Genomic DNA, 19,797 nt, shown 5'->3' with positions numbered 1-19,797 from the left:
TATTTATATAAATGTTTATATAAAATTTAAGGGGCAGATTTCATCTGCCCCGTTTTTTTCTATCCATATGCTCAGTCAAATTTTATTTTCTATTCTTGTGATTTTTAAAGTATTTCCAATTCTTTTTTCACTTCCTCCGCTTCCGGAATAGACGGAGTTGCACCAGGTCTTGAAACTGCAATAGAAGAAGCCTTAGCAGCCATTCTAAGCGCCTCCTGAATGCTTCTTCCTTCAATAGTCGCTGCAATAAAATATCCGGTAAAGGTATCTCCGGCCGCCGTAGTATCCACTGCTTTTACCTTAAAAATATCCTGAAACACTTTTTCTTTTCCATCATAGTAAATAGCACCATCGCTTCCCAAAGTGAGAACAAAACATGCATCCGGGAACTTCTCTGCCATTGCATCCAGAATTCTGTCTTTATCCTTGTACCCGGTAATCTGCTCACCCTCAATCTCATTAAGCAGGAACAGGTAAACCTTTCCCAGATCACAGGAATTTAATTTTTCATCAAATGGTGACGGATTCATAACTATTTTCATCTTTTTCTCGTATGCCTGGTCAATGATGTAATCCAGCATATTGATCTCATTCTGCAAAATCAGGTAGTCACCTTCACCAAAATCAGCCAGGACCTCATCCACAAATTCCTTCGTCTGCATCTGATTGGTTCCGCCATAGAGAATAATGCAGTTCTGAGCATTCTTATCCACCTGGATCATGGTATGTCCGCCTTTTACAGGAAGTCTGCGGATATATTTGGTGTTTACTCCGGCTTCCTTACATGCATCCAGAAGAATGTCTCCGTCCGTTCCCACAATACCGGCATGGTATACCGGTACACCAGCCTTCGCCAATGCAATAGATTGATTCAGGCCTTTTCCTCCGCTAAACACCTCCAGTTTAGAAGAGTGCTGTGTTTCCCCGCCAACAATAATGTGATCTACTGAATAGACGTAATCCACATTTAATGAGCCATAATTTAATACCTTCATGAAAAAAACCTCCGTTCATTCGTTGTCTCTTTGCAGCAGTTCCGTATTGCAGATTGCTGCGCAGTTACACTGCCTCTGCAATCTTTTCTGTCTATATTATGTTGCACAAATCCACCTGCGTCAACCAAATTTTCACTCAATACAGTCAAATATCTATAATCTGATGCCAGAATACCACCCTTAAAGAATCCTTAACTTCTTTCCCTCGCGCTCAATGATTCCTTCCTCCGCCAGATTTTTCAGTTCCCGCATCATGGCGCTGCGGTCTACACTTAAGTATTCAGCCAAAGTTGTGTAAGACATGGGAAGGATAAAGCTTTCCCCTCTGTTTTCCCCGGCTACGGAATTCAGATATGCCATGATTTTTTTCCTGGTACTGTTTCTGGAAAGCACATAAATCCTGCTCGCCTGTTGGCTGGCGCGCGCTGCAATCATCTGAAGCAAATTACTTACCAGCTGGCTGTGAAACCTGCAGGCATTTTCGCAGCGTTTGATCACATGCTCATAATCAATAAACAGTACCCTGGTCTTTCCTCTTGCGCAGACATAATAATGCTGAGATTCTTCTGGAAGCAAAAACGGCTCCCCAAAAACACTGTCCGTTTCCAGATTGTCCATCATGTACTGATTTCCCTCTTCATCGCAGCAATAAAGCACTGCCTGTCCCTCCAGAAGCAAACCGATTTTTTTCATGGAATGGGCATACTCCATGATCGTTTCGTTATTCTCATAACAAGCCTCTCGCATACCAAAGCACACCTTCATTCTTTCCTGTTCTTCCTGCGTTATATAGGAAAAAAGTGTAACTGCATTCATCTTTCTTCTCCTTCATATTTTATATTCCAAACAGCTTTTACTCTTTTTTATCAGAATACTCCTTTTTGTTGTATTTGCAACAGATTTTTTCATGAAATATGGATATAATACAATCAAGTTAAAAAGCTAACAACTTCCGGTTATAAAAAGGAGATAAAGCGTATGAAAATCACAGATACCATTAAATATGTAGGCGTAAACGATCATCAGATAGACCTTTTTGAAGGACAGTACAAAGTGCCAAACGGCATGGCTTACAATTCTTATGTAATCCTTGATGAGAAAATTGCAGTTATGGATACAGTAGATGCTAATTTCACACACGAATGGCTGGATAATCTGGATCAGGCTCTTAACGGACGCAAACCGGATTACCTGATCGTACAGCACATGGAACCGGATCACGCAGCCAATGTGGCAAATTTTCTTAAGGTTTACCCAGACACAACTGTTGTTGCCAATGCAAAAACCTTCAATATGATCCGCAACTTCTTTGACCTCGACCTGGAGGGTCAGAAGCTTGAAGTAAAAAATGGCGGTACTCTCAGCCTTGGAAAGCACAACCTGACCTTTGTTTTTGCCCCAATGGTGCACTGGCCAGAAGTTATGGTAACCTATGACAGCACAGACAAGGTTCTTTTCTCTGCAGACGGATTTGGAAAATTCGGTGCTCTTGATGTAGAAGAAGATTGGGATGACGAAGCTCGCAGATATTTTATCGGAATCGTTGGAAAATACGGACCGCAGGTACAGAATCTGCTGAAGGTGGCTGCCGGGCTTGACATTCAGATCATTTGCCCGCTTCACGGACCTGTTCTTAAGGAAAATCTTGGCCATTACATTGGGCTGTATGATACCTGGTCCTCCTATACTCCGGAAACAGAAGGAATTGTAATTGCCTATACTTCTGTTTACGGCCATACAAAGAAAGCAGTAGAATTGCTGGCTGATAAGCTTCGCAGCAAAGGGTGTCCAAAAGTAGTTGTTTATGATCTTGCAAGAGATGATATGTCTCTGGCTTTGTCCGATGCCTTCCGTTACAGCAAGCTGGTTCTTGCAACTACCACATACAATGCCAGCATTTATCCGTTTATGCACGACTATATCACACGCCTGGTGGAGCACAATTTCCAGAACCGCACTGTAGGCATTATTGAAAACGGCTCCTGGGCACCTCTTGCAGCAAAGGTTATGAAAGAAATGCTTTCCCCATGCAAAAAAATCAACTGGCTGGACACCACTGTAAAGATTCTGTCTGCTGTAAATCAGGAAAACAAAGAGCAGCTGGAAGCTATGACCGACGAGCTTTGTAAGGAATACATTGCAAAGAGTGACGAGCTTGCAAACAAGAATGATATGACTGCCCTTTTCCGAATCGGATACGGTCTTTATGTGGTTACCTCCAATGACGGCAAAAAAGACAACGGGCTGATCGTAAATACTGTAACCCAGCTTACCGATACACCGAATCGCGTAGCCGTAAACATTAACAAGGCAAACTATTCACATCATGTGATCAAACAGACAGGTGTGCTGAATGTAAACTGCCTTTCTGTAGAAGCACCATTCTCTGTTTTCCAGCAGTTTGGTTTCCAGACCGGTCGAAGCGTAGATAAATTTGCCGGTCAGACAGTTCGCCGTTCCGATAACGGACTGGTTTTCCTGGATAAATATATTAACGCTTTTATGTCTCTGAAGGTAGAGCAGTATGTAGATCTGGGAACTCACGGAATGTTCATTTGCAGCGTTACAGAGGCCCGCGTTATGAGCGATCAGGACACTATGACCTACACCTATTATCAGAAGTATGTGAAACCAAAGCCACAGACCGAAGGCAAAAAGGGATTTGTGTGCAAGGTTTGCGGATATATTTATGAGGGAGATGAGCTTCCGGAGGATTATATCTGCCCGCTGTGTAAGCATGGAGCTGCTGATTTCGAACCAATTGCATAAAATAAATCGAAAAAGGTTCCGGCGTCTGCCGGGACCTTTTTCGTAAATACTATTTTTTCATACCATAAGTTTCATAATAACAATTGCCGCTGCAGCCTTTCTCAAACAGTTTGGCTTTCATTTTATTTATAAAATCAGCTTCATTTTTCGCACAATCCAGGAGCTCTAACGCCTGCTTTAAATTACGGATATCATTCTCCATATAATTCACGTAATTTCCTCTTCCTACCAGCTTCAAGTGTGTGATTCCAGCCCTTTGAAGCTGATAAAGCGCACATAATCCGCATCCGGTTTCGCCGCAAATATAATCCGGCACATCCAAAATATCCTCTTCTATTTCATCTGTTAACACTTCTAAAGCCACTTCTGTTTTTCCTGCTTTTTTCTTTCCCGGAACATATGGCACCCGGCAAAGATATCCCATTTCATCACAGTGCAGGGAATTACAAAATGCACCTGTAAACTGACACAATTCATTCAAAACAAATGCCTCAAACTCACAGATTTCTGCTTCTTTTCCCGCCTCATACATTTGCTTTGATAACAGATTCTGCTGTTTATTCTTACAGCTTTTAATAACACTTTCCATATCCTCGAAGGTATTTTTTCTGTGAAATATCAGTCTTTTGGGATGAAATTGTGCCACTGCATCCACCATACGCCTATTGATTTCTCCTGTTTCTCCACTGATATGCAAGTCACAGTCCACATTATTTTCCCGCAAGTACACCATCAGTGCCGGATCTGCAATAATATAGCTGTGAAATCCAATTGTCATACAGCATCGAATGATTTCTGCAATTTCCGGGTACTGTTCCGGAATATAGTACAGAGAATTAAAAGTAAGATGAACCGGTTTTCCGTATTTTTTTATCATAGCTGCAAGAATCCTGAGTTCTTCAAAGGCTCCAAGCTGCACATTATAGCAAAGCACTTCACGACGATTTAACGGCAGTACTGTGCCATATTTTTTTGACCAGGAATAGGGGACATATCCACAGAAAAACTCATCTGCTCCTGCTTTTACAAAGCGCTCATATTCATCGATCGAGCCTAATCCTGCTACGATTTTCATATCTAAAATTCCTCATGAAATAGCTTTTATTAAATATGATTTAAGTTTTTCTTTCCAAGCTCCCAAAATGCCACCGCACTGGCTGCGGCCACATTCAGGGAATCCACGTCGTGAGACATAGGGATTTTCACTGTGTAATCACAGTCTGCAATCGTCTGACCGGACAGGCCATCTCCTTCTGTTCCAAGAATAATCGCCAGCTTCTCTTCCGCCAAAAGAGCAGGATCATCAATACTGACAGAATCATCACGAAGTGCCATTGCCACAGATTTAAATCCCATTTTTTTCAGGCTGTCCATTCCAGTCTCCGGCCAGGAAATCTTCTTGTCAAAATAGGTCCACGGAATTTGAAAAACAGTTCCCATACTCACTCTGGCAGCTCTTCGATAAAGAGGGTCGCAGCATCCTCCTGTAAGCAATACTGCATCCATATGTAAAGCTGCAGCGGAACGAAAAATCGCACCTATATTTGTTGGATTTACCACATTTTCCAACACTGCTACTCTGCAGGCATTTTGACAGATTTCCTCTACAGACGGAAGCTGACGCCGTTTCATGGCACATAGCATTCCTCTTGTCAGAGCAAAGCCTGTAAGCTTTATCAGCACATCATACTCTGCTGTATAAACCGGGGTTTCCGGAAACTGCGCCAGAATTTCCTTCGCCGCTCCTTCCAGATCCTTATGCTCCACAAGAAAGGAAATCGGCTCATAGCCTGCATTGACTGCACGCTGAATTACCTTTGGACTTTCCGCTATAAAAAGCCCCGGCTTTGGTTCATAATATCTCAACAGCTGTACCTCTGACAGGCTGGCATATAAGCCAAGCTCCGGCGTATTAAAGTCTTTTATTTCAATCCAATTAGTCATTTTTGCTCTCCTATTACCAGTCTGTCCACGCCGTTTTTTATATAAGCCTCCAAAACTTTTATATCCTTCAAAGCATCCATATCAATGCCAAATAAAGAATTGTATCTTCCTATCATATGCAAATGCTCCGGATACAAAAGTACATATTCCCTGCAGTATTTCGGACAATTTTTTGCTAACTTCTGGCGACCTCTTTCACCATTTGCACAAACTGCAAATAGCGGACAATACTGTGATGTATTTGTCTGATAAAAAGGTATATGAAGACTGTTTTTCCCTATGGGAAGCAGCTGTGTATAACCACAGGTTTCCCATTCAAAGCGGCAGATTCCGTAGGTATTTCGCAGAAAATTTCTATAAAATTGTGCATTCAGGCTATTTTCTTTAAATAATTTTTGATCACCTGTTTTATAGGAAATGCGCGGATCCTTTTTTCGTTTATTAAGCAATGTGCCAAGGCAGGGACGCAGATTTTCCGTCTGATTTTTCAGGATTTCTGCCATTCCCCAGTCATTTACAACTACTTCAATCTGACAGTTATGCAGACGGCACCATTTATCAATTTCACACAGTAAGCGAGAAATAAAATCCAGCTTATATTCCCGTACATAAGAAAAAACAAGGGTTATTTTCAGGTGTTCTTTTACTGCCTTTTCCATCAGCTTAAACAACATATCCTGTTCCGGAAACAATAGGTGACAGAATTGATTTCCGATATACAAGCGTTCCGGTTTTCGTTCTGACTGCAAAAGCTTCTTACAAACACCAATACTGTTTTTAGCATATTTTTCAAGAAAATCTCCAAAAGAATGCTGCAGATAATCAACATACATTTCCTTATGATCCAGCTCTAATGCCAGCTCTGCATTCAGCTTCTCCCAAATTTCTTTTCCATCTGAATCTGCTTCTGATGCAACAGTCTGCACCTCTTTATCCCAAATCTGCATCTGCGCTTCCAGACTCTTACACTTTACCTGATCCAGTTCCCCCGGATAACCAGTCATATTTTTTGCCAGCCCACTGTCATCCTCTTCCAGCTTTAAGTGAATATATCTGCTGTACTGTCTTAGCAGGCTCTGTACAGCCTGCTTATAGTCCGGCTGATCAACGAAAACCCAGAATTTTTCATAAAATTCAGATGGCTCATCAGTCTCTTTTTTCAGGTCATAGAAGGAAATCTTTACTTCATTATATTCGCCTTTTTCCAGATCATAAAAGCAGAGCCTGAACAGCTGCTGCGGAACTGTGTTTGTCTTGTCTTTTCCGGCTTTTGTATTCCCGGAAGCCATCATTTGGTTTTCCTTGCACAGTCGAAAACCAAAGCCGGTTTCATCTAATTTTGTAATCCTTATCTCCCGGTCTCCTGCAAATCCGGCAAGAAGACCGAACGGAATCATAGATACCATGTGTTACTCTGTCACTCTTTGCAGCATAATCTGATATGCCTCATATTCTCCTTTTGGCGCAGGAAGAAGCATGCCTGCTTCCATAAGAGCTGCACCGGCATAAACCTTTCCCGTTGTTTTTTCCAGGTAAAAAGCATCTTCAGCAAGTCCTCTTAGAGTTACATAAGCTGCCACCGGATTTGCTTCTGCAGTCAATCTGACTACACTTACCAGTGCCTGATTCTGATCTTCAGACACTACCATCCATGCAGCAAAATCATCCTGAAACGGATCAGAAAGGCGGTAATAATTTCCCTCACGGATCAGCTCCTGATGTTCCCGATATTTTGCGAGCTGCATGCGGATTTCTGCTTTTTCTTCCACGCTTAAAAGTGCAGGATTCAGCTCATATCCAAAAGTTCCTGACATTGCCACAACGCCTCTTGTATGAAGGCTTGTCACTCTTCCGGTCTGATGATTTGGCACTGCAGATACATGAGATCCCATAGCTGCCACCGGATAGAAGAAGGAGGTTCCATACTGAATTCTGGTACGATTAATGGCATCTGTATTATCACTGCACCAGATCTGAGGAGTATAATACAGCATTCCGGCATCAAATCTTCCACCGCCTCCGCTGCAGCCTTCAATCAAAATATTCGGATATTTTGAGGTGAGTTTTTCCAGAAAATCATATACGCCAACAACATAATCATAGGTTACATTAGAAGCATATACATCTGCCATACTACGGTTCATATCCCATTTTACATACTCAATATTTCCCTGATCCAGTACTGCACAAATCTGCTCAAAAATATGGTTGCGAACCTCTTTTCTTGAAAAATCAAGAAGCAGCTGATTTCTGGAACGAATTGGATTTCGTCCCGGAATGGTAATCGCCCAATCAGGATGTTTTCGATAAAGCTCGCTGTCTTCGTTTACCATTTCCGGCTCAATCCAGATGCCGAATTTTACTCCTTCTGCATTCACACGTTCAATCAGTTGGGAAAGAGTTCCCCCTAATTTCCCCTCATTTACACACCAGTCACCCAGAGAAGAGTTGTCATCATTTCGCTTTCCGAACCAGCCGTCGTCCATAACAACCATGTCAATCCCCAGCTCTTTTGCCTGTTTTGCCAGCTCCACAATGGTATCTCCGGTAAAGTCAAAGTACGCAGCTTCCCAGCTATTGATCAGAATCGGACGGTTTTCATGAACATATTTACCCTGACAGATATGATTCATAATGCAGTGATGATACTGCTGGGAAAGTCTTGAAAATCCTTTGTTTGAATAAGATAAAATAACCTCTGGTGCTGTAAATTCAGCCCCTGGTGCAAGAGGATATGCAAACAGTTCATCCGTAAGGCCCATCTGAAGTCTGGTCTGATTATACTGATCCTTTTCTGCCTCACAAAGGAAATTTCCACTATACACAAGCAGCATTCCATAACAGCTTCCGCTATCCTCATTTGCATTTTTTTGCGCAAGAATCACACCTGGATTGTACTGATGGCTGGAGGTTCCTCTGCGGCTTCCCAGGCGAATACTTCCATGAGAAACCGGTACTCTCTCCATATTTCTTTCCATAGCATGCCTTCCGTAAAATTTAATCAGGTCATAGTCTCCATGAAGGAAATCCAGACATGCAGACTGGGCTTTTCTGATAGTTACAGAAGCTTCCCCTGCATTTTTAATGATCACACTTCTTGTAATAATATCCTCTTTTTCCAGTACGCCGTAAAGGAGATGAATTTCCATATTTGTGTTTGGATCTGCCAGCAGAATTTCCAATGTTTCTGCTTCATTTTCCCTGGCACGTACTGCCGGAAGTCCGGATAAATTGTATTTTCCTTTTGTGATTTTATGACTTACATAAACTGGATCGCAGCACTGGGAGCCATCTGCATTTTCAATATTTAATGCAAAATTACGGAAGTCTCCGGTTCCAAGAGAAGGATATTCCTGTGGCAACGCATCCAGAGAATAGGTTCTGTCCATTTCTGCTGAATGCGGATTTCCGGAAAAGCCACGGTCTGCATAGCTGAGGAGATAGTCCATTTCTCCTGCTGTTCTGGCGCCGTAGTACAGATGAAGCAGGTAATCATGGATATCTGCCTGCATCTGATAGGTTGAATGAGCGGTATTAAGGGTGAAAATGCGGGTTGATTCGTTGAATGTGATTGACATGGGTAGGAGCCTCCTTTTTTCTTTTAAACTCTATAATCTAATTTTTCAATTCAGCTTTTACTTCAATTCATGTTTAGTATAACATACCAAAATAAGCACTTAAATAGCAATCTTTTTCCTGTTTCATGGCTTTATAGTGCATTTTTGTTGTATAATGAAATATAATATCACATTAAGGCATATATTGTACCTATCCGTTGTCCCTGCATTTTCTGTTCTGTACAATTCTACTGTTTTTTCCTCCAAGTATCATACTGCCGTTGATTTTCTTCCACAATACAGTAAAAACGTAGTATAATATTGATACCACAGAACTTCCACAGGAGATTTTCAGCATATGAACAACAACTTCCACATTTTCCCAAGCGAGAACTTCATTGATCTGTGTCTCTATCAATACGGACATGAAAAATGTGCCCCCGGACATTTATTTGGTCCGGCGACACGGAATCATTATCTGTTTCATTATGTGCTTTCCGGAACAGGAACCCTGATGGCTGCTGATTCCAAGGGAGAAAACCACAGCTACCAGATTCGCAGTGGACAGGGCTTCATGATTTTTCCCGGCCAAATTACTACGTATATTGCAGACGTAAATGTACCCTGGGAATATGTATGGGTGGAATTTGACGGACTACGGACTACGGAAATTCTGAATGTCTGCGACTTCTCTGCTGATTCTCCTGTTTATCGTACCCGTTCTGCCGAGCTGCGGGAAAAAATGGCCAAAGAGCTTTTGTATATTTCTGAGCATTCAGACCAGTCTGTGTTTCATCTGATGGGACATCTGTATCTTTTTCTGGATTTACTGGCGCAGTCAGCTCCTGCACCAAAGCCTGCTGTCAACAGCAAAATGAGTGATTATTATATCAAAGAAGCGATTAATTTTATTGAACAGAACTTCCAGAATGATATTTCTATCGAAGATGTTGCCGCTGTGTGCGGTATTAACAGAAGTTATCTGGGGCGAATTTTCCGCACCAGCACCGGCCGCTCCCCACAGGAGTTTCTGATCAGCTACCGCATGACAAAAGCGGCTGAGCTTCTGAAGCTGACGACTCTCTCTGTAGGTGATATCGGCTGCGCAGTAGGGTACGAAAACCCTCTCCATTTTTCACGGGCGTTTAAAAATGTGTATGGGATTTCACCCAGAGAGTGGAGGAATTTGCATAAATGAAAATAGCGGGTATCACTGTTTCCAGGGATACCCGTTGGTTTGTTTAATACCACTTTACATCATTTTCAAACCGCGTGGGTCAGAATCCCCGTCTGAAGTCTGGTTTCCGTGCTATCTACTTTTACATCATTCTCAAACAATCCTTACCACGGGTATTACAGAAGCAATGTTTGAGTACCATCTACTTTTACATCATTCTCAAACTATCCTCAGCCTTACAGCAAGCCTCAACCCAGTTTGAGTACCATCTACTTTTACATCATTCTCAAACCATTACAAGGCCGATTTAAGACGTTCAAGAGTTTGAGTACCATCTACTTTTACATCATTCTCAAACGGACTACAACAAAGGGGCGTTAACGCCACGGTTTGAGTACCATCTACTTTTACATCATTCTCAAACATATCGTTAATTACTTTTCTCAGATAAGCTGTTTGAGTACCATCTACTTTTACATCATTCTCAAACATATGGAACTACTTTAAAGCACAAGGATGGTTTGAGTACCATCTACTTTTACATCATTCTCAAACAAAATATATGCTGTTGGTGCAAATTCCATGGTTTGAGTACCATCTACTTTTACATCATTCTCAAACATTGTAGTATTTTCCTTTACTAATCCGACTGGTTTGAGTACCATCTACTTTTACATCATTCTCAAACGGTTGAAATGCCAGAATCTCCGGCATACATGGTTTGAGTACCATCTACTTTTACATCATTCTCAAACGGATTATTATAACACAACCTCCTGTATTTGTTTGAGTACCATCTACTTTTACATCATTCTCAAACGATAACGTCCATCGCCTCGGTCGATGACTTGTTTGAGTACCATCTACTTTTACATCATTCTCAAACCTCAAATTCAAAAATGAAATGCCATCATCTGCATAAAGCATGGTACTCAAACACTTTAATAAATTTCACATCCGTCTTTATCTATAATATAACGAATCCCCCCTTTCAGGCAAGTCCTTTCCTGGTTTTCGATAAATAATGCATGGACTTCCTGGTATGTGATTTCCTGAATCAGCTCCTGCATTTGATTATCCGTCAGGAAACTTCTAAGATTAATAAAAACAAACACTTTTACAGACAATACCTCGATTGCATTCTTTATATAACAAACTAATCGTTCAAAGAATTTTTCTGTAGAGTCCTCGATTTTCACATCCATTATTTTTAATAACCCCGCCACATCCATTTCATTATTAAACTGCAAAATATGGTTTGTATTGCTTTCTAAGTCCAGAAGATATTCCTGAATATGCTGGGTTAACTGCAATGTCTTTGTATACATCATCTCATCCTTCGACAACTCATTTAGTTCTGCATACAGCTTATTAATAATTTTTCGCCCATTTAACTCCACAGCAAATGGATCCGTGATTATTTCTACATATTTAGAAATATCCAATTCTTTTATCCCTTGCGATAAAACAAACTTTCCCTCACATCTTGCACATTGCCCGTAGAGTTCCTGCAAATATCCAGCAAACAACTCAGGTGATTCAATAATCCACTCTGTAAATACAATTTTATCCTTCAGCAATTCACCCGACAAATCTGGATGTACCATTTTCACAGAACCACCAGCCTTTCATCACTATCCAAAACTTCACTTTTTACTTCTCCGATTATAATATCCATTTTGGCATATTGTTTTTCTGTCACCGTAAGCAATTGAATCAGTCCCTCTTCCGGTTTATTCTTATGAACATTATCCACAATTGCATTTACCGCTGTTCCATTCAAAGCCAGCTTACAGTAAACAGATTCCTGAAGCATCATAAACCCATTTTTTAGCAAAAACTTTCTAAACTTAGAATAGGCCCTTCTATTTTCACTTGTGATAACTGGCAGATCAAAAAATACCAATACTCTCATAAACCTATAACTCAATCTTATAAACCTGAATCAAAGAACTATCATCCTCATTCAACGCATCCAGTACACTTCTGCAGTATATTTTTATGGCATTATTTACATACTGTTTTCTCCCGTCAATCTGCACCTCCTGGTTTAATACATCAACAAGCTGTAACTTTTCATCATGGTCAAATTCTTCCAGATTCATCTGTTTTACTTTCCAATCGATCAAAACCCGAAAAGGCTCCATGAAATCCGATGCCAAATTAAATTGATTGAACATATTATCATGAAAAATTCCAAGCTGTGTCAGATAGCCGTTCGCAGTAATCTCTCTTGTAAAAGCAGAAAGAATAATAGAATAGCCATAGTTCAATGCCGCATTTATGTTACAGTCCGCCGTACGAGTAAAATTCATTCCGAAAAGTGCATTGAAATATACTTTTGCCGCATGCCCTTCCCGATTCGTCTTATCTCCCCATTCAATTTCAGTCAGATATGAGGCTAATAATTTTGACTCTTCCTTTCCCAGTATGTCCAATAACTCTTTCTGTTTTCTTATTTTTTCTGAAACGATTTCTGTCCAGACAGCCTCTTTGGTATTCTGCTTCCAGACAATCTGTTTTCTTATCTTGTTGCTCGTATCATGGCTTCCATAATAGTTGACCAGTTCGCAGGACGGATTTCTCTTCTCATCACAAAATATAACCTTAATTTTTCTTTTGGCCAGTTCTGCGATTAAACTTGTAGTCAATGATACCGCTGTAGACTCAATCAATACAGTCGAAATCTCGCTTAGAACAATCTTTGTTACCTCATCACTGCGAACTACCATATACCCTAACTGCAAATCTAGCTTCGCACGTTTTGAAATAACAATTATCCGCCAACTCATAACTTCAATAAATCAATCTTCTTTTCAAAAATACCGGAAGAAGACTGATTTATAATGGAAATACTTTTACACTCTGTAATATTGCTGTTCATTGCAATTCTTCCAGCCTTTGCAGGACCTCCAATTAATGTCAAATTTGCACAACCACTTTGACTTTGAAACATATGAAGAATTTCATTCAAAACAATACATTTGTCTTCTATTCTTAATTTTATAAAATTGTTCCTCTTTTCAGTCAGTGTAATTACCTGCACAGATAAACGCTTCTTATACATTGTATTTTGAAGCTTGTCCAAAAAAGTATCATATAAGCGCAATAAGTCTTCTTCTAAAATACCATCAACATTATATATCTGCAGGTTCTTATTTTCCTTTCGCCTCTGAATGAATTTGAGTATTTTCTTCAGACATTTTTCATCATTTGGAGACAGTATTAACTGATTTGCACATTTAAAAATCAGCTGTGAACCCGACCGCCCGGACAACCACATTTTAAAGCCATCTACATCAAATAACGTATCTGCTCTTATTTTTCTCAATACGATCTGAGGCTCTTTTAAGCCTCTGTCTTTCTCCAGATATTCGATTGCCGCGTCCTCGTTTTGCTCAATTCTGTTCTTTAAATATAACGGGACAAATTCTAAACTCCGAATTTCTCTTCCCTTTTTATCTCTTGATTTTACAAGCATGAAATATGCCCCTGTGGCTTTATTATATCCTCCATACTTATTAATATCTAACAGCCTTCCATCACTTGATTTTATTGGAATTTGACCCTTTCCCTTTTTCATAATCATCTGGTCAAATAATCCGTCTTTTACCTCATAAGATCTTCTTGTGACAAGAATATTATTCTTTTGCATTACCTTTTTTACTGTAATAATGGTACCTTTTTCTCCTGCCTTCCAGGCAATTTCTCCATTTCTTACTATGTCACGTGCAACTCGTCCACGTTTTTTAGGCTTGAACATTTCCTCTAAATTATATGTTCTACCAGGATTTTCTTTTATATACCAGGCGGCATTTTGAGTAAATTTCACGTAATATGAATTGCCAACCACAATATTTAAATATGCATCTTTTGCATGATGTAAGTCATTCATTTCACGTACTTTCATCAGCTCAAAATCTTGTCGGAAATTTGATACGGTTCTTGCCTTCACATATACAATTGTTGAATTAGGAAAAGCTTCTTTTAAAATATCGGCAACGATTTTTGTTCCCTGCCTTGTTTCAACAATCTGCCTTTCAATAAAACCAGCCAGTTCGTTTTCGTCAAACTTTGTTGTTCTAACCAAACGTTCATATTTTTTCTTACTTATGAAGCCTCCATCTAATAAAGACTTCCATAATGTTTTTCGTGCTTTCTGAATCTCTGGATTTATTGGATAGATATCTTCTTTTAATTCATTTTCTTTTCTCTCAACCAAAACCCGGTTATCCAGGCTGTCATCCATTGTTCTTGACTGTGGATAAATATGATCAATATCATACATATTATTATCCCATAATTTTTCAAAATCAATGGGACGGCCAGAATACATACAACGTCCTTTTTGTGTGTAATATAAATACAGTTTATCTCGTCTTAGCTCATGATCCTCTCGCTGTTCTAAACTTGAAACAATTTCGCTTTGTTCTTCTTTATAATTTCGATATAAATCCAACAACTGTTTTTTTCGAGATTCTGTTCTCTTACTTTCCTGTTTCTCTCTTGCCATTTCAACAAAAATTCTTTTCGGATCTGTTCCCATGCATTTGCGGATTTCTTTTACAACCTTCAACGTCTGCCAAATTTGGCGTTTTACCGCAGGCGAAACATATAAATTTTCAATGCTTTCATAATCAAGACTTACTTTTTCTGACCCAGAATTATAATCCTCCACATATTTCATAAATCCCAACGGTCCATATAGAAGCTGCATTAAATTATCGTTTGTTTTCCATAATGCAGTAATAATGTTTATAAATTCTCCAGTTTCAGGATCGGGAACTGTAACCTCTTCCAGAAATTTCTTTGAAAGTTTTCCCCAACCCTTGTATGACAATGTACAAATAGCTTTCATCTGACCTTCTGTTAGCTTCGGAAAAAGCTTCTTCAATCTCTGTTTCAGAAGTTTTTTATCTTCTCCAAACAAAACAATATTTAAGATGATCATTTCTTTTTCTTGCTGATTCAGTTCTGCGCCTGTTAGCTTTTCTTTAAAATCATGAAATGAGTTTAGTGATGCTTTAAAATCTCCATCAATGCCTGTAATATCTACAGTTCGATCCGCAATTCCTTCACATACCAGATAATTTCTTAGCTTCTTCTGTGTTACTTTCCGGCATCTGCAAAACACATCCGTATAAATTTTCTGTTTCAATTCTGGTGAAATAGAAGCACCATTTAGCTTCACATTATTTAATTCGTTCAACACCATGAATTTACTATATAATAATGAATCCTTCGGCAAGACATCTTCACCTGCCAAATACGTACATTTATTTGTCATTCTTCTAATAAATACTTCCGCACTTGACTCTGTATCAATAACATCATTAAAATTCCAGGGATAAATCTTATCGTAGCTTTTTCGCACTGCCCAGCTGAATTTTCCTCTGCAACCTGCGCTCTCTCCGCATAATGGTCCCACATAATACGGAATTCTAAATTCATAAAGCTGTATGATTTTATCACTGTTCTCTCGTATAAAAGGAATTTTTGCTTCCATATTTTTTAGAATTGATTTCAGTTCAAACAAATGCACCTGATACGGAATAACACTATTCCCCTTATTAATCTGCTTGGGTAGAAAATTTTCACAGTTTATTTCATTTTCCAGGTATTCTTTTATAACGGTATCATCTATTTTAGATAAAACATTTTTCTTTAAGAAATCGTAAAACTCTATTTGACTACAGCATTTTCCGGCAAGAGAAACTTTACGTCCGTTTTTCTTTGTCATTCCCACATATGCACAATAATTGTTCAACTTAGCATCTGTATTCACGAAAATATTTTTATAATCTTCCTTGGACAAATTACTTCGCACTATTTTCTTTAAATACATTAAGTCCTTTTTATGCTTTTCATATACCTTTACTTTCGCAGCAGATATAGAGACACTATCGCCTAAAATATCCGCCAGAACAGACCAGTCGTACACAGCCTTTGCCGACTCAATGATGTAAAACTGTTCCCCTAAGGTTAATGTTACCGCTTCTATATAATCATCATATCCACTGTCTGAAAATGAAATTTTTGGTCTTTCACTCTCATTTAAATCGTCATTTCCAAAAATATCACTCAGTTTAACTGTTCCGCCAGAAATTAATGTAAAAATTGCTTTTTCACATGCCGTTTTTGCACCAGATAATCTTATCAATTGAGATTTCTTGGCAGATCTGGTAAGATTCCGATTCTTCAAAATATTTTCAATGGCACTAATCTGAGCAGAATCAATTTCAAGATTCCAGTCTAATTCCTCTTCAGCTACATTTTGGAGCAGAGTTAAAAAAGTACTGTCAAATTTCTTGATTTTACTAATATCACCAGAAAGTAAAAAATGCCCTCTATGTTTTATCATATGGTGAAAAGCAAGGTATAACAAACGAATATCTGGAGTCTCCTCTGTTTCCATAAGCCATTTTCTAAGATGATATATGGTCGGAAATTCTCTATGAAAGTCTTTGTCTGTAAATCCTGAATCAACAAATAAAGCATACGGAAGTTCAGGACAATTTCCAGATTCATCTCTTTTATCTTCGGGATAATATTTACTTTCTTTCATTCTCAGGAAAAAACCCGGATCAATTTTGCTAATTTCCTCGGCAAAAATTTCCTGTAATATCTGAATTCTCCAATTTCTCCTGTCCAGCCTACGCCTGCTGGTTCTGAATGTTCTTCTTTCCTCTGCAGTTGATGCGCTGTCAAATAATCGCACGCCCCAAAGTGATTCTCCATGTTTTTTCAAGATATGATATTCTGAATCTGTTACTGCCCAGCCCAGAGAAGCTGATCCCATATCCAGTCCCAAATAATATGTGTTTTCCATAAAATTCCCCCTAATATTTCTTGACTTTTACAGTTCTTATCCGTATACTAAAAATAGTTTAGTACCATAAACTTTACATCATAAGTTCAAATAAAAATTTATTCAAATCGTCATGTTGCATGACCCCACAGTGTGTGGATAAAAAGACTCGCTTTTCGCGGGTCTTTTTCATTTCTTAGCCCACTTATTATTTCGATTGTAACATTGTTTTTGTGAACTTACAGCATCCAGTTTACTATAAAATCTCACAAACTTTTAAGGGATTTTTTGTAAACATCTATCAAACTATTTTTGTAAAAACTTATTTCCACCCCTTCCACACCTCTGGCTGGTAGCCGAGGGTGGATTGTCTGCCGTTTCGGACTACTGGGGTTTTGATGACCTGAGGATTTTCAAGGACTTTGGCTAGTTTATCTTCTTCGGCGATGTATTTGATCAGGGCGAGAAGATCTTTGTCCTTGCAGTTCTGGTTGATCATGTTTTCCAGGCCGCCGTTAGCCTGAGCTACAGAAGTAAATTCACCTTTGCTCATGCCTTTTTCTTTCATGTCAATGAACTGGTATTTGATTCCGCGTTCTTTGAAAAAACGCTCGGCTTTTTTGGTGTCGTTGCATTTCTTGGTTCCGAAAATCTGAATATTCATAGATATAACTCCTTCTTCTAATAAATTTCTCAAGAAATTTTTCACAGATAATTTGAGATTTTCCCAAAATAAAATTTCAGGGTGACTCGGGATTGTTCCTTTGTCACCCTGTTCTGTGCATTATTAAAAATTATCCGATTACTTCGTACTGCATCATTTCATATTTCAGCTTGGTGCCTTCTTTGATTTCTGCGGGCAGAAGTGCGCGGGCTACTAATTTAAGTTCCGGGGAGTCCACGTCGGTTCGGCGCAGGTTTGCGTAATCTCCGTCTATGGAAACAACTTCGTAGTACCAGATTTCTAATATCATTTTTTATTCCTCCTGCTCTGCTGCCATCTCTGCGTTAATGGTATCTTCACTTGCAGCCATTGCCTGTAAGGTCATGGTCAGAAGCTTCTCCAAATCCCAGCCAAGCTGCTGTGCGCCTCTTTCGATTACCTCACGGGAGCATCCGGCAGCAAAGCCTTTGCTCTTGTATTTTTTCTTGAGAGATTTCAGCTCCATATCCTTGGTACTCTTAGATGGGCGCATCAGTGCTGCTGCCCAGATAAGTCCGGTAAGCTCGTCTGCTGCAAAAAGTACTTTTTCCATCTCGTGCTCCGGTTCAACATCAAGAGTTGTTCCACAACCAACGGTAATGCCATATCCATGAGATACAACTGCATGAATCACATCCTCGCCTACTCCGGCTTCACGAAGCATTTCAGGCGCTTTCAGGCAATGCTCTTCTGGGTAAAGTTCAAAATCAATATCGTGAAGAAGTCCCACGATTCCCCAGTATTCTGCGTCGGCACCATAGCCAAGCTCATTGGCATACCATTTCATAACAGCTTCTACAGTCAGGGCATGCTGAATATGAAATGGATCTTTGTTGTATTTTTTCAGTAATTTAAATGCCTCATCTCTTGCAATTGTTTCCATCTTCTGTCTCTCCTTTATGTCTGTTGTTCTTAATCTCTCATATGATTTCAAAGCACTTTCACTTCGGCATCATTTTGTACCGACTAATTTTCGCTTCATAGTGAAACGCAAATTTACATTGGACAGCGGTTTCTTCCTGGCATGTCCTCGCCTTTTACGTATCTGGCATTGAACTCCATGTTGATCTGACGGAGTTCCTTTTTGCCTTCAATGTAATCCTGATACATTTCTGCAAGTCCGGCCATGCAGCCATCACAGTTTGCCTCTATGTTTCCCAGGGATTCTGCAACTATTTTTTCCCGCTCCTCGCGGGTTGTCTCTGAAATTAAATATCCAGCCATCTTATACCTCCAAAATAACAGCTCTGTATTATTTTTACCACTATACAACATTAAAGTGAATTTGTACATAAGTTTCTTTTATTTCATTCACACAATTCCGGCAATATTAAAATAAGAGAAAGAATCTCTTCAGACCCTTCCTCTTAAATAAACTTTCCTGTTATCTGCAAGCGACACGGCACTTGTACCACGCACGCCTGCAAACCCTTTTATAAATTATTTCAGGATTTCATCCTTCTTATTCAGCAGTGCCTCGCAAGCTGCGCATGCAGGGCAATCACAGTATTTCTCGCCTGCTTCCTTGCGCTCTTTCGCATGAATCAGGACGTTCTTAACGCCATCTGCGCCAAATACTTTTGCACCCATATCAGACTCTGCGAAAGCAATCAGCCCGTCGATCGGCATGATGTCTGCTTCCAGCTCTGCAACATAAGCTTTAGCAGCCTCTGCTTCTCCCTCTTTTCCAACAGCATCCAGATAATTCTGAGCTGCCTCTTTGATTTCCTTGCAAGCTGACGGTGCTGCCAGCAGATCAGCGGTTAATTCCTGAATTGTTTTTCCCATAGTAAAATCCCCTTTCTGCGATATCGTATTTTCAACATTCCGGGAGAACTTTTCTC

The 19,797-nt window shown here is 39.6% G+C and carries 17 protein-coding genes and 1 CRISPR repeat array; of the genes, 2 read left to right on the top strand and 15 right to left on the bottom strand.

Annotated elements, in window-relative coordinates; translation table 11 throughout:
* Window positions 1-104: 104 nt before the first annotated feature.
* Window positions 105-995 carry a ribokinase gene (locus tag H8S54_RS16405; protein WP_117852827.1) on the bottom strand — a complete coding sequence of 297 codons (891 nt, stop codon included), beginning with the start codon at window positions 993-995 and terminating at the stop codon, window positions 105-107.
* Between the two features lie 180 nt (window positions 996-1,175).
* Window positions 1,176-1,811, bottom strand: coding sequence for a Crp/Fnr family transcriptional regulator (locus tag H8S54_RS16400; RefSeq protein ID WP_186901843.1), 636 nt, complete (start codon window positions 1,809-1,811; stop codon window positions 1,176-1,178).
* 162 nt (window positions 1,812-1,973) lie between these two features.
* Here H8S54_RS16400 and H8S54_RS16395 point away from each other — a divergent pair, with 162 nt between their 5' ends.
* The gene (locus H8S54_RS16395; protein WP_173768283.1) at window positions 1,974-3,764 is read left to right on the top strand and encodes a flavin reductase; all 1,791 of its coding nucleotides are present in this window, start codon (window positions 1,974-1,976) and stop codon (window positions 3,762-3,764) included.
* A 49-nt stretch (window positions 3,765-3,813) separates the two neighbouring features.
* On the opposite strand, the gene H8S54_RS16390 is transcribed toward H8S54_RS16395, so the two are convergent.
* From H8S54_RS16390 to H8S54_RS16375, 4 genes are read right to left on the bottom strand one after another with little or no spacing between them, the layout of a single operon-like run.
* On the bottom strand, window positions 3,814-4,839 hold the full coding sequence (locus H8S54_RS16390; RefSeq protein WP_186901842.1) for a U32 family peptidase: 1,026 nt from the start codon (window positions 4,837-4,839) through the stop codon (window positions 3,814-3,816).
* Window positions 4,840-4,868: 29 nt separating this feature from the next.
* Window positions 4,869-5,708: a TrmH family RNA methyltransferase gene (locus tag H8S54_RS16385; protein ID WP_186901841.1), complete on the bottom strand. Its 840-nt coding sequence runs from the start codon at window positions 5,706-5,708 to the stop codon at window positions 4,869-4,871.
* On the bottom strand, window positions 5,705-7,114 hold the full coding sequence (locus H8S54_RS16380) for a hypothetical protein (RefSeq protein WP_186901840.1): 1,410 nt from the start codon (window positions 7,112-7,114) through the stop codon (window positions 5,705-5,707). Before H8S54_RS16380 ends, H8S54_RS16385 begins: the two co-directional genes overlap by 4 nt.
* A gap of 3 nt (window positions 7,115-7,117) precedes the next feature.
* The gene (locus H8S54_RS16375) at window positions 7,118-9,286 is read right to left on the bottom strand and encodes an alpha-galactosidase (protein WP_186901839.1); all 2,169 of its coding nucleotides are present in this window, start codon (window positions 9,284-9,286) and stop codon (window positions 7,118-7,120) included.
* 337 nt (window positions 9,287-9,623) lie between these two features.
* Here H8S54_RS16375 and H8S54_RS16370 point away from each other — a divergent pair, with 337 nt between their 5' ends.
* The gene (locus tag H8S54_RS16370) at window positions 9,624-10,463 is read left to right on the top strand and encodes an AraC family transcriptional regulator (protein WP_186901838.1); all 840 of its coding nucleotides are present in this window, start codon (window positions 9,624-9,626) and stop codon (window positions 10,461-10,463) included.
* A 102-nt stretch (window positions 10,464-10,565) separates the two neighbouring features.
* Window positions 10,566-11,328: a CRISPR direct-repeat array (repeat unit 36 nt; unit sequence GTTTGAGTACCATCTACTTTTACATCATTCTCAAAC).
* 55 nt (window positions 11,329-11,383) lie between these two features.
* Here the strand turns inward: H8S54_RS16370 and csn2 are convergent.
* From csn2 to H8S54_RS16325, 9 genes are all read right to left on the bottom strand, one after another.
* Window positions 11,384-12,049, bottom strand: a complete 666-nt coding sequence (csn2, locus tag H8S54_RS16365) for a type II-A CRISPR-associated protein Csn2 (protein WP_207725629.1) — start codon at window positions 12,047-12,049, stop codon at window positions 11,384-11,386.
* A gap of 2 nt (window positions 12,050-12,051) precedes the next feature.
* The gene (cas2, locus tag H8S54_RS16360; protein WP_186901836.1) at window positions 12,052-12,357 is read right to left on the bottom strand and encodes a CRISPR-associated endonuclease Cas2; all 306 of its coding nucleotides are present in this window, start codon (window positions 12,355-12,357) and stop codon (window positions 12,052-12,054) included.
* Between the two features lie 4 nt (window positions 12,358-12,361).
* Entirely contained in the window at window positions 12,362-13,234 is an 873-nt protein-coding gene (cas1, locus tag H8S54_RS16355) for a type II CRISPR-associated endonuclease Cas1 (RefSeq protein WP_186901835.1), read from the bottom strand.
* Window positions 13,231-17,271: a type II CRISPR RNA-guided endonuclease Cas9 gene (gene cas9 / locus H8S54_RS16350; protein ID WP_186901834.1), complete on the bottom strand. Its 4,041-nt coding sequence runs from the start codon at window positions 17,269-17,271 to the stop codon at window positions 13,231-13,233. Before cas9 ends, cas1 begins: the two co-directional genes overlap by 4 nt.
* Before the next feature lie 301 nt (window positions 17,272-17,572).
* Entirely contained in the window at window positions 17,573-17,914 is a 342-nt protein-coding gene (locus H8S54_RS16345) for an arsenate reductase family protein (protein ID WP_186901833.1), read from the bottom strand.
* A 130-nt stretch (window positions 17,915-18,044) separates the two neighbouring features.
* A complete protein-coding gene (locus tag H8S54_RS16340) occupies window positions 18,045-18,224 on the bottom strand; it encodes a chorismate--pyruvate lyase (RefSeq protein WP_186901832.1) in 180 nt (59 codons plus the stop codon).
* Window positions 18,225-18,227: 3 nt separating this feature from the next.
* A complete protein-coding gene (locus H8S54_RS16335) occupies window positions 18,228-18,836 on the bottom strand; it encodes an HDIG domain-containing metalloprotein (RefSeq protein WP_186901831.1) in 609 nt (202 codons plus the stop codon).
* Window positions 18,837-18,949: 113 nt separating this feature from the next.
* On the bottom strand, window positions 18,950-19,177 hold the full coding sequence (locus H8S54_RS16330) for a purine biosynthesis protein PurH (RefSeq protein ID WP_186901830.1): 228 nt from the start codon (window positions 19,175-19,177) through the stop codon (window positions 18,950-18,952).
* A gap of 216 nt (window positions 19,178-19,393) precedes the next feature.
* Window positions 19,394-19,741, bottom strand: a complete 348-nt coding sequence (locus H8S54_RS16325; RefSeq protein ID WP_186901829.1) for a molecular chaperone Hsp90 — start codon at window positions 19,739-19,741, stop codon at window positions 19,394-19,396.
* Window positions 19,742-19,797 lie beyond the last annotated feature (56 nt).

It is taken from the genome of Blautia segnis, assembly GCF_014287535.1.
GTDB classification, from domain to species: Bacteria; Bacillota; Clostridia; order Lachnospirales; family Lachnospiraceae; genus Blautia_A; species Blautia_A acetigignens.
The sequence above is the reverse complement of the archived record's forward strand: the minus strand, read 5'-3'. Positions and strand labels throughout refer to the sequence as shown.

Coding starts and splice junctions, on each gene's coding strand:
- H8S54_RS16335 (WP_186901831.1), bottom strand. CDS start 18,836: ATGGAAACAATTGCAAGAGATGAGGCATTTAAATTACTGAAAAAATAC.
- H8S54_RS16390 (WP_186901842.1), bottom strand. CDS start 4,839: ATGAAAATCGTAGCAGGATTAGGCTCGATCGATGAATATGAGCGCTTT.
- H8S54_RS16405 (WP_117852827.1), bottom strand. CDS start 995: ATGAAGGTATTAAATTATGGCTCATTAAATGTGGATTACGTCTATTCA.
- H8S54_RS16385 (WP_186901841.1), bottom strand. CDS start 5,708: ATGACTAATTGGATTGAAATAAAAGACTTTAATACGCCGGAGCTTGGC.
- H8S54_RS16370 (WP_186901838.1), top strand. CDS start 9,624: ATGAACAACAACTTCCACATTTTCCCAAGCGAGAACTTCATTGATCTG.
- H8S54_RS16340 (WP_186901832.1), bottom strand. CDS start 18,224: ATGATATTAGAAATCTGGTACTACGAAGTTGTTTCCATAGACGGAGAT.
- H8S54_RS16375 (WP_186901839.1), bottom strand. CDS start 9,286: ATGTCAATCACATTCAACGAATCAACCCGCATTTTCACCCTTAATACC.
- cas9 (WP_186901834.1), bottom strand. CDS start 17,271: ATGGAAAACACATATTATTTGGGACTGGATATGGGATCAGCTTCTCTG.
- cas1 (WP_186901835.1), bottom strand. CDS start 13,234: ATGAGTTGGCGGATAATTGTTATTTCAAAACGTGCGAAGCTAGATTTG.
- H8S54_RS16345 (WP_186901833.1), bottom strand. CDS start 17,914: ATGAATATTCAGATTTTCGGAACCAAGAAATGCAACGACACCAAAAAA.
- H8S54_RS16325 (WP_186901829.1), bottom strand. CDS start 19,741: ATGGGAAAAACAATTCAGGAATTAACCGCTGATCTGCTGGCAGCACCG.
- H8S54_RS16400 (WP_186901843.1), bottom strand. CDS start 1,811: ATGAATGCAGTTACACTTTTTTCCTATATAACGCAGGAAGAACAGGAA.
- H8S54_RS16330 (WP_186901830.1), bottom strand. CDS start 19,177: ATGGCTGGATATTTAATTTCAGAGACAACCCGCGAGGAGCGGGAAAAA.
- cas2 (WP_186901836.1), bottom strand. CDS start 12,357: ATGAGAGTATTGGTATTTTTTGATCTGCCAGTTATCACAAGTGAAAAT.
- H8S54_RS16380 (WP_186901840.1), bottom strand. CDS start 7,114: ATGGTATCTATGATTCCGTTCGGTCTTCTTGCCGGATTTGCAGGAGAC.
- csn2 (WP_207725629.1), bottom strand. CDS start 12,049: ATGGTACATCCAGATTTGTCGGGTGAATTGCTGAAGGATAAAATTGTA.
- H8S54_RS16395 (WP_173768283.1), top strand. CDS start 1,974: ATGAAAATCACAGATACCATTAAATATGTAGGCGTAAACGATCATCAG.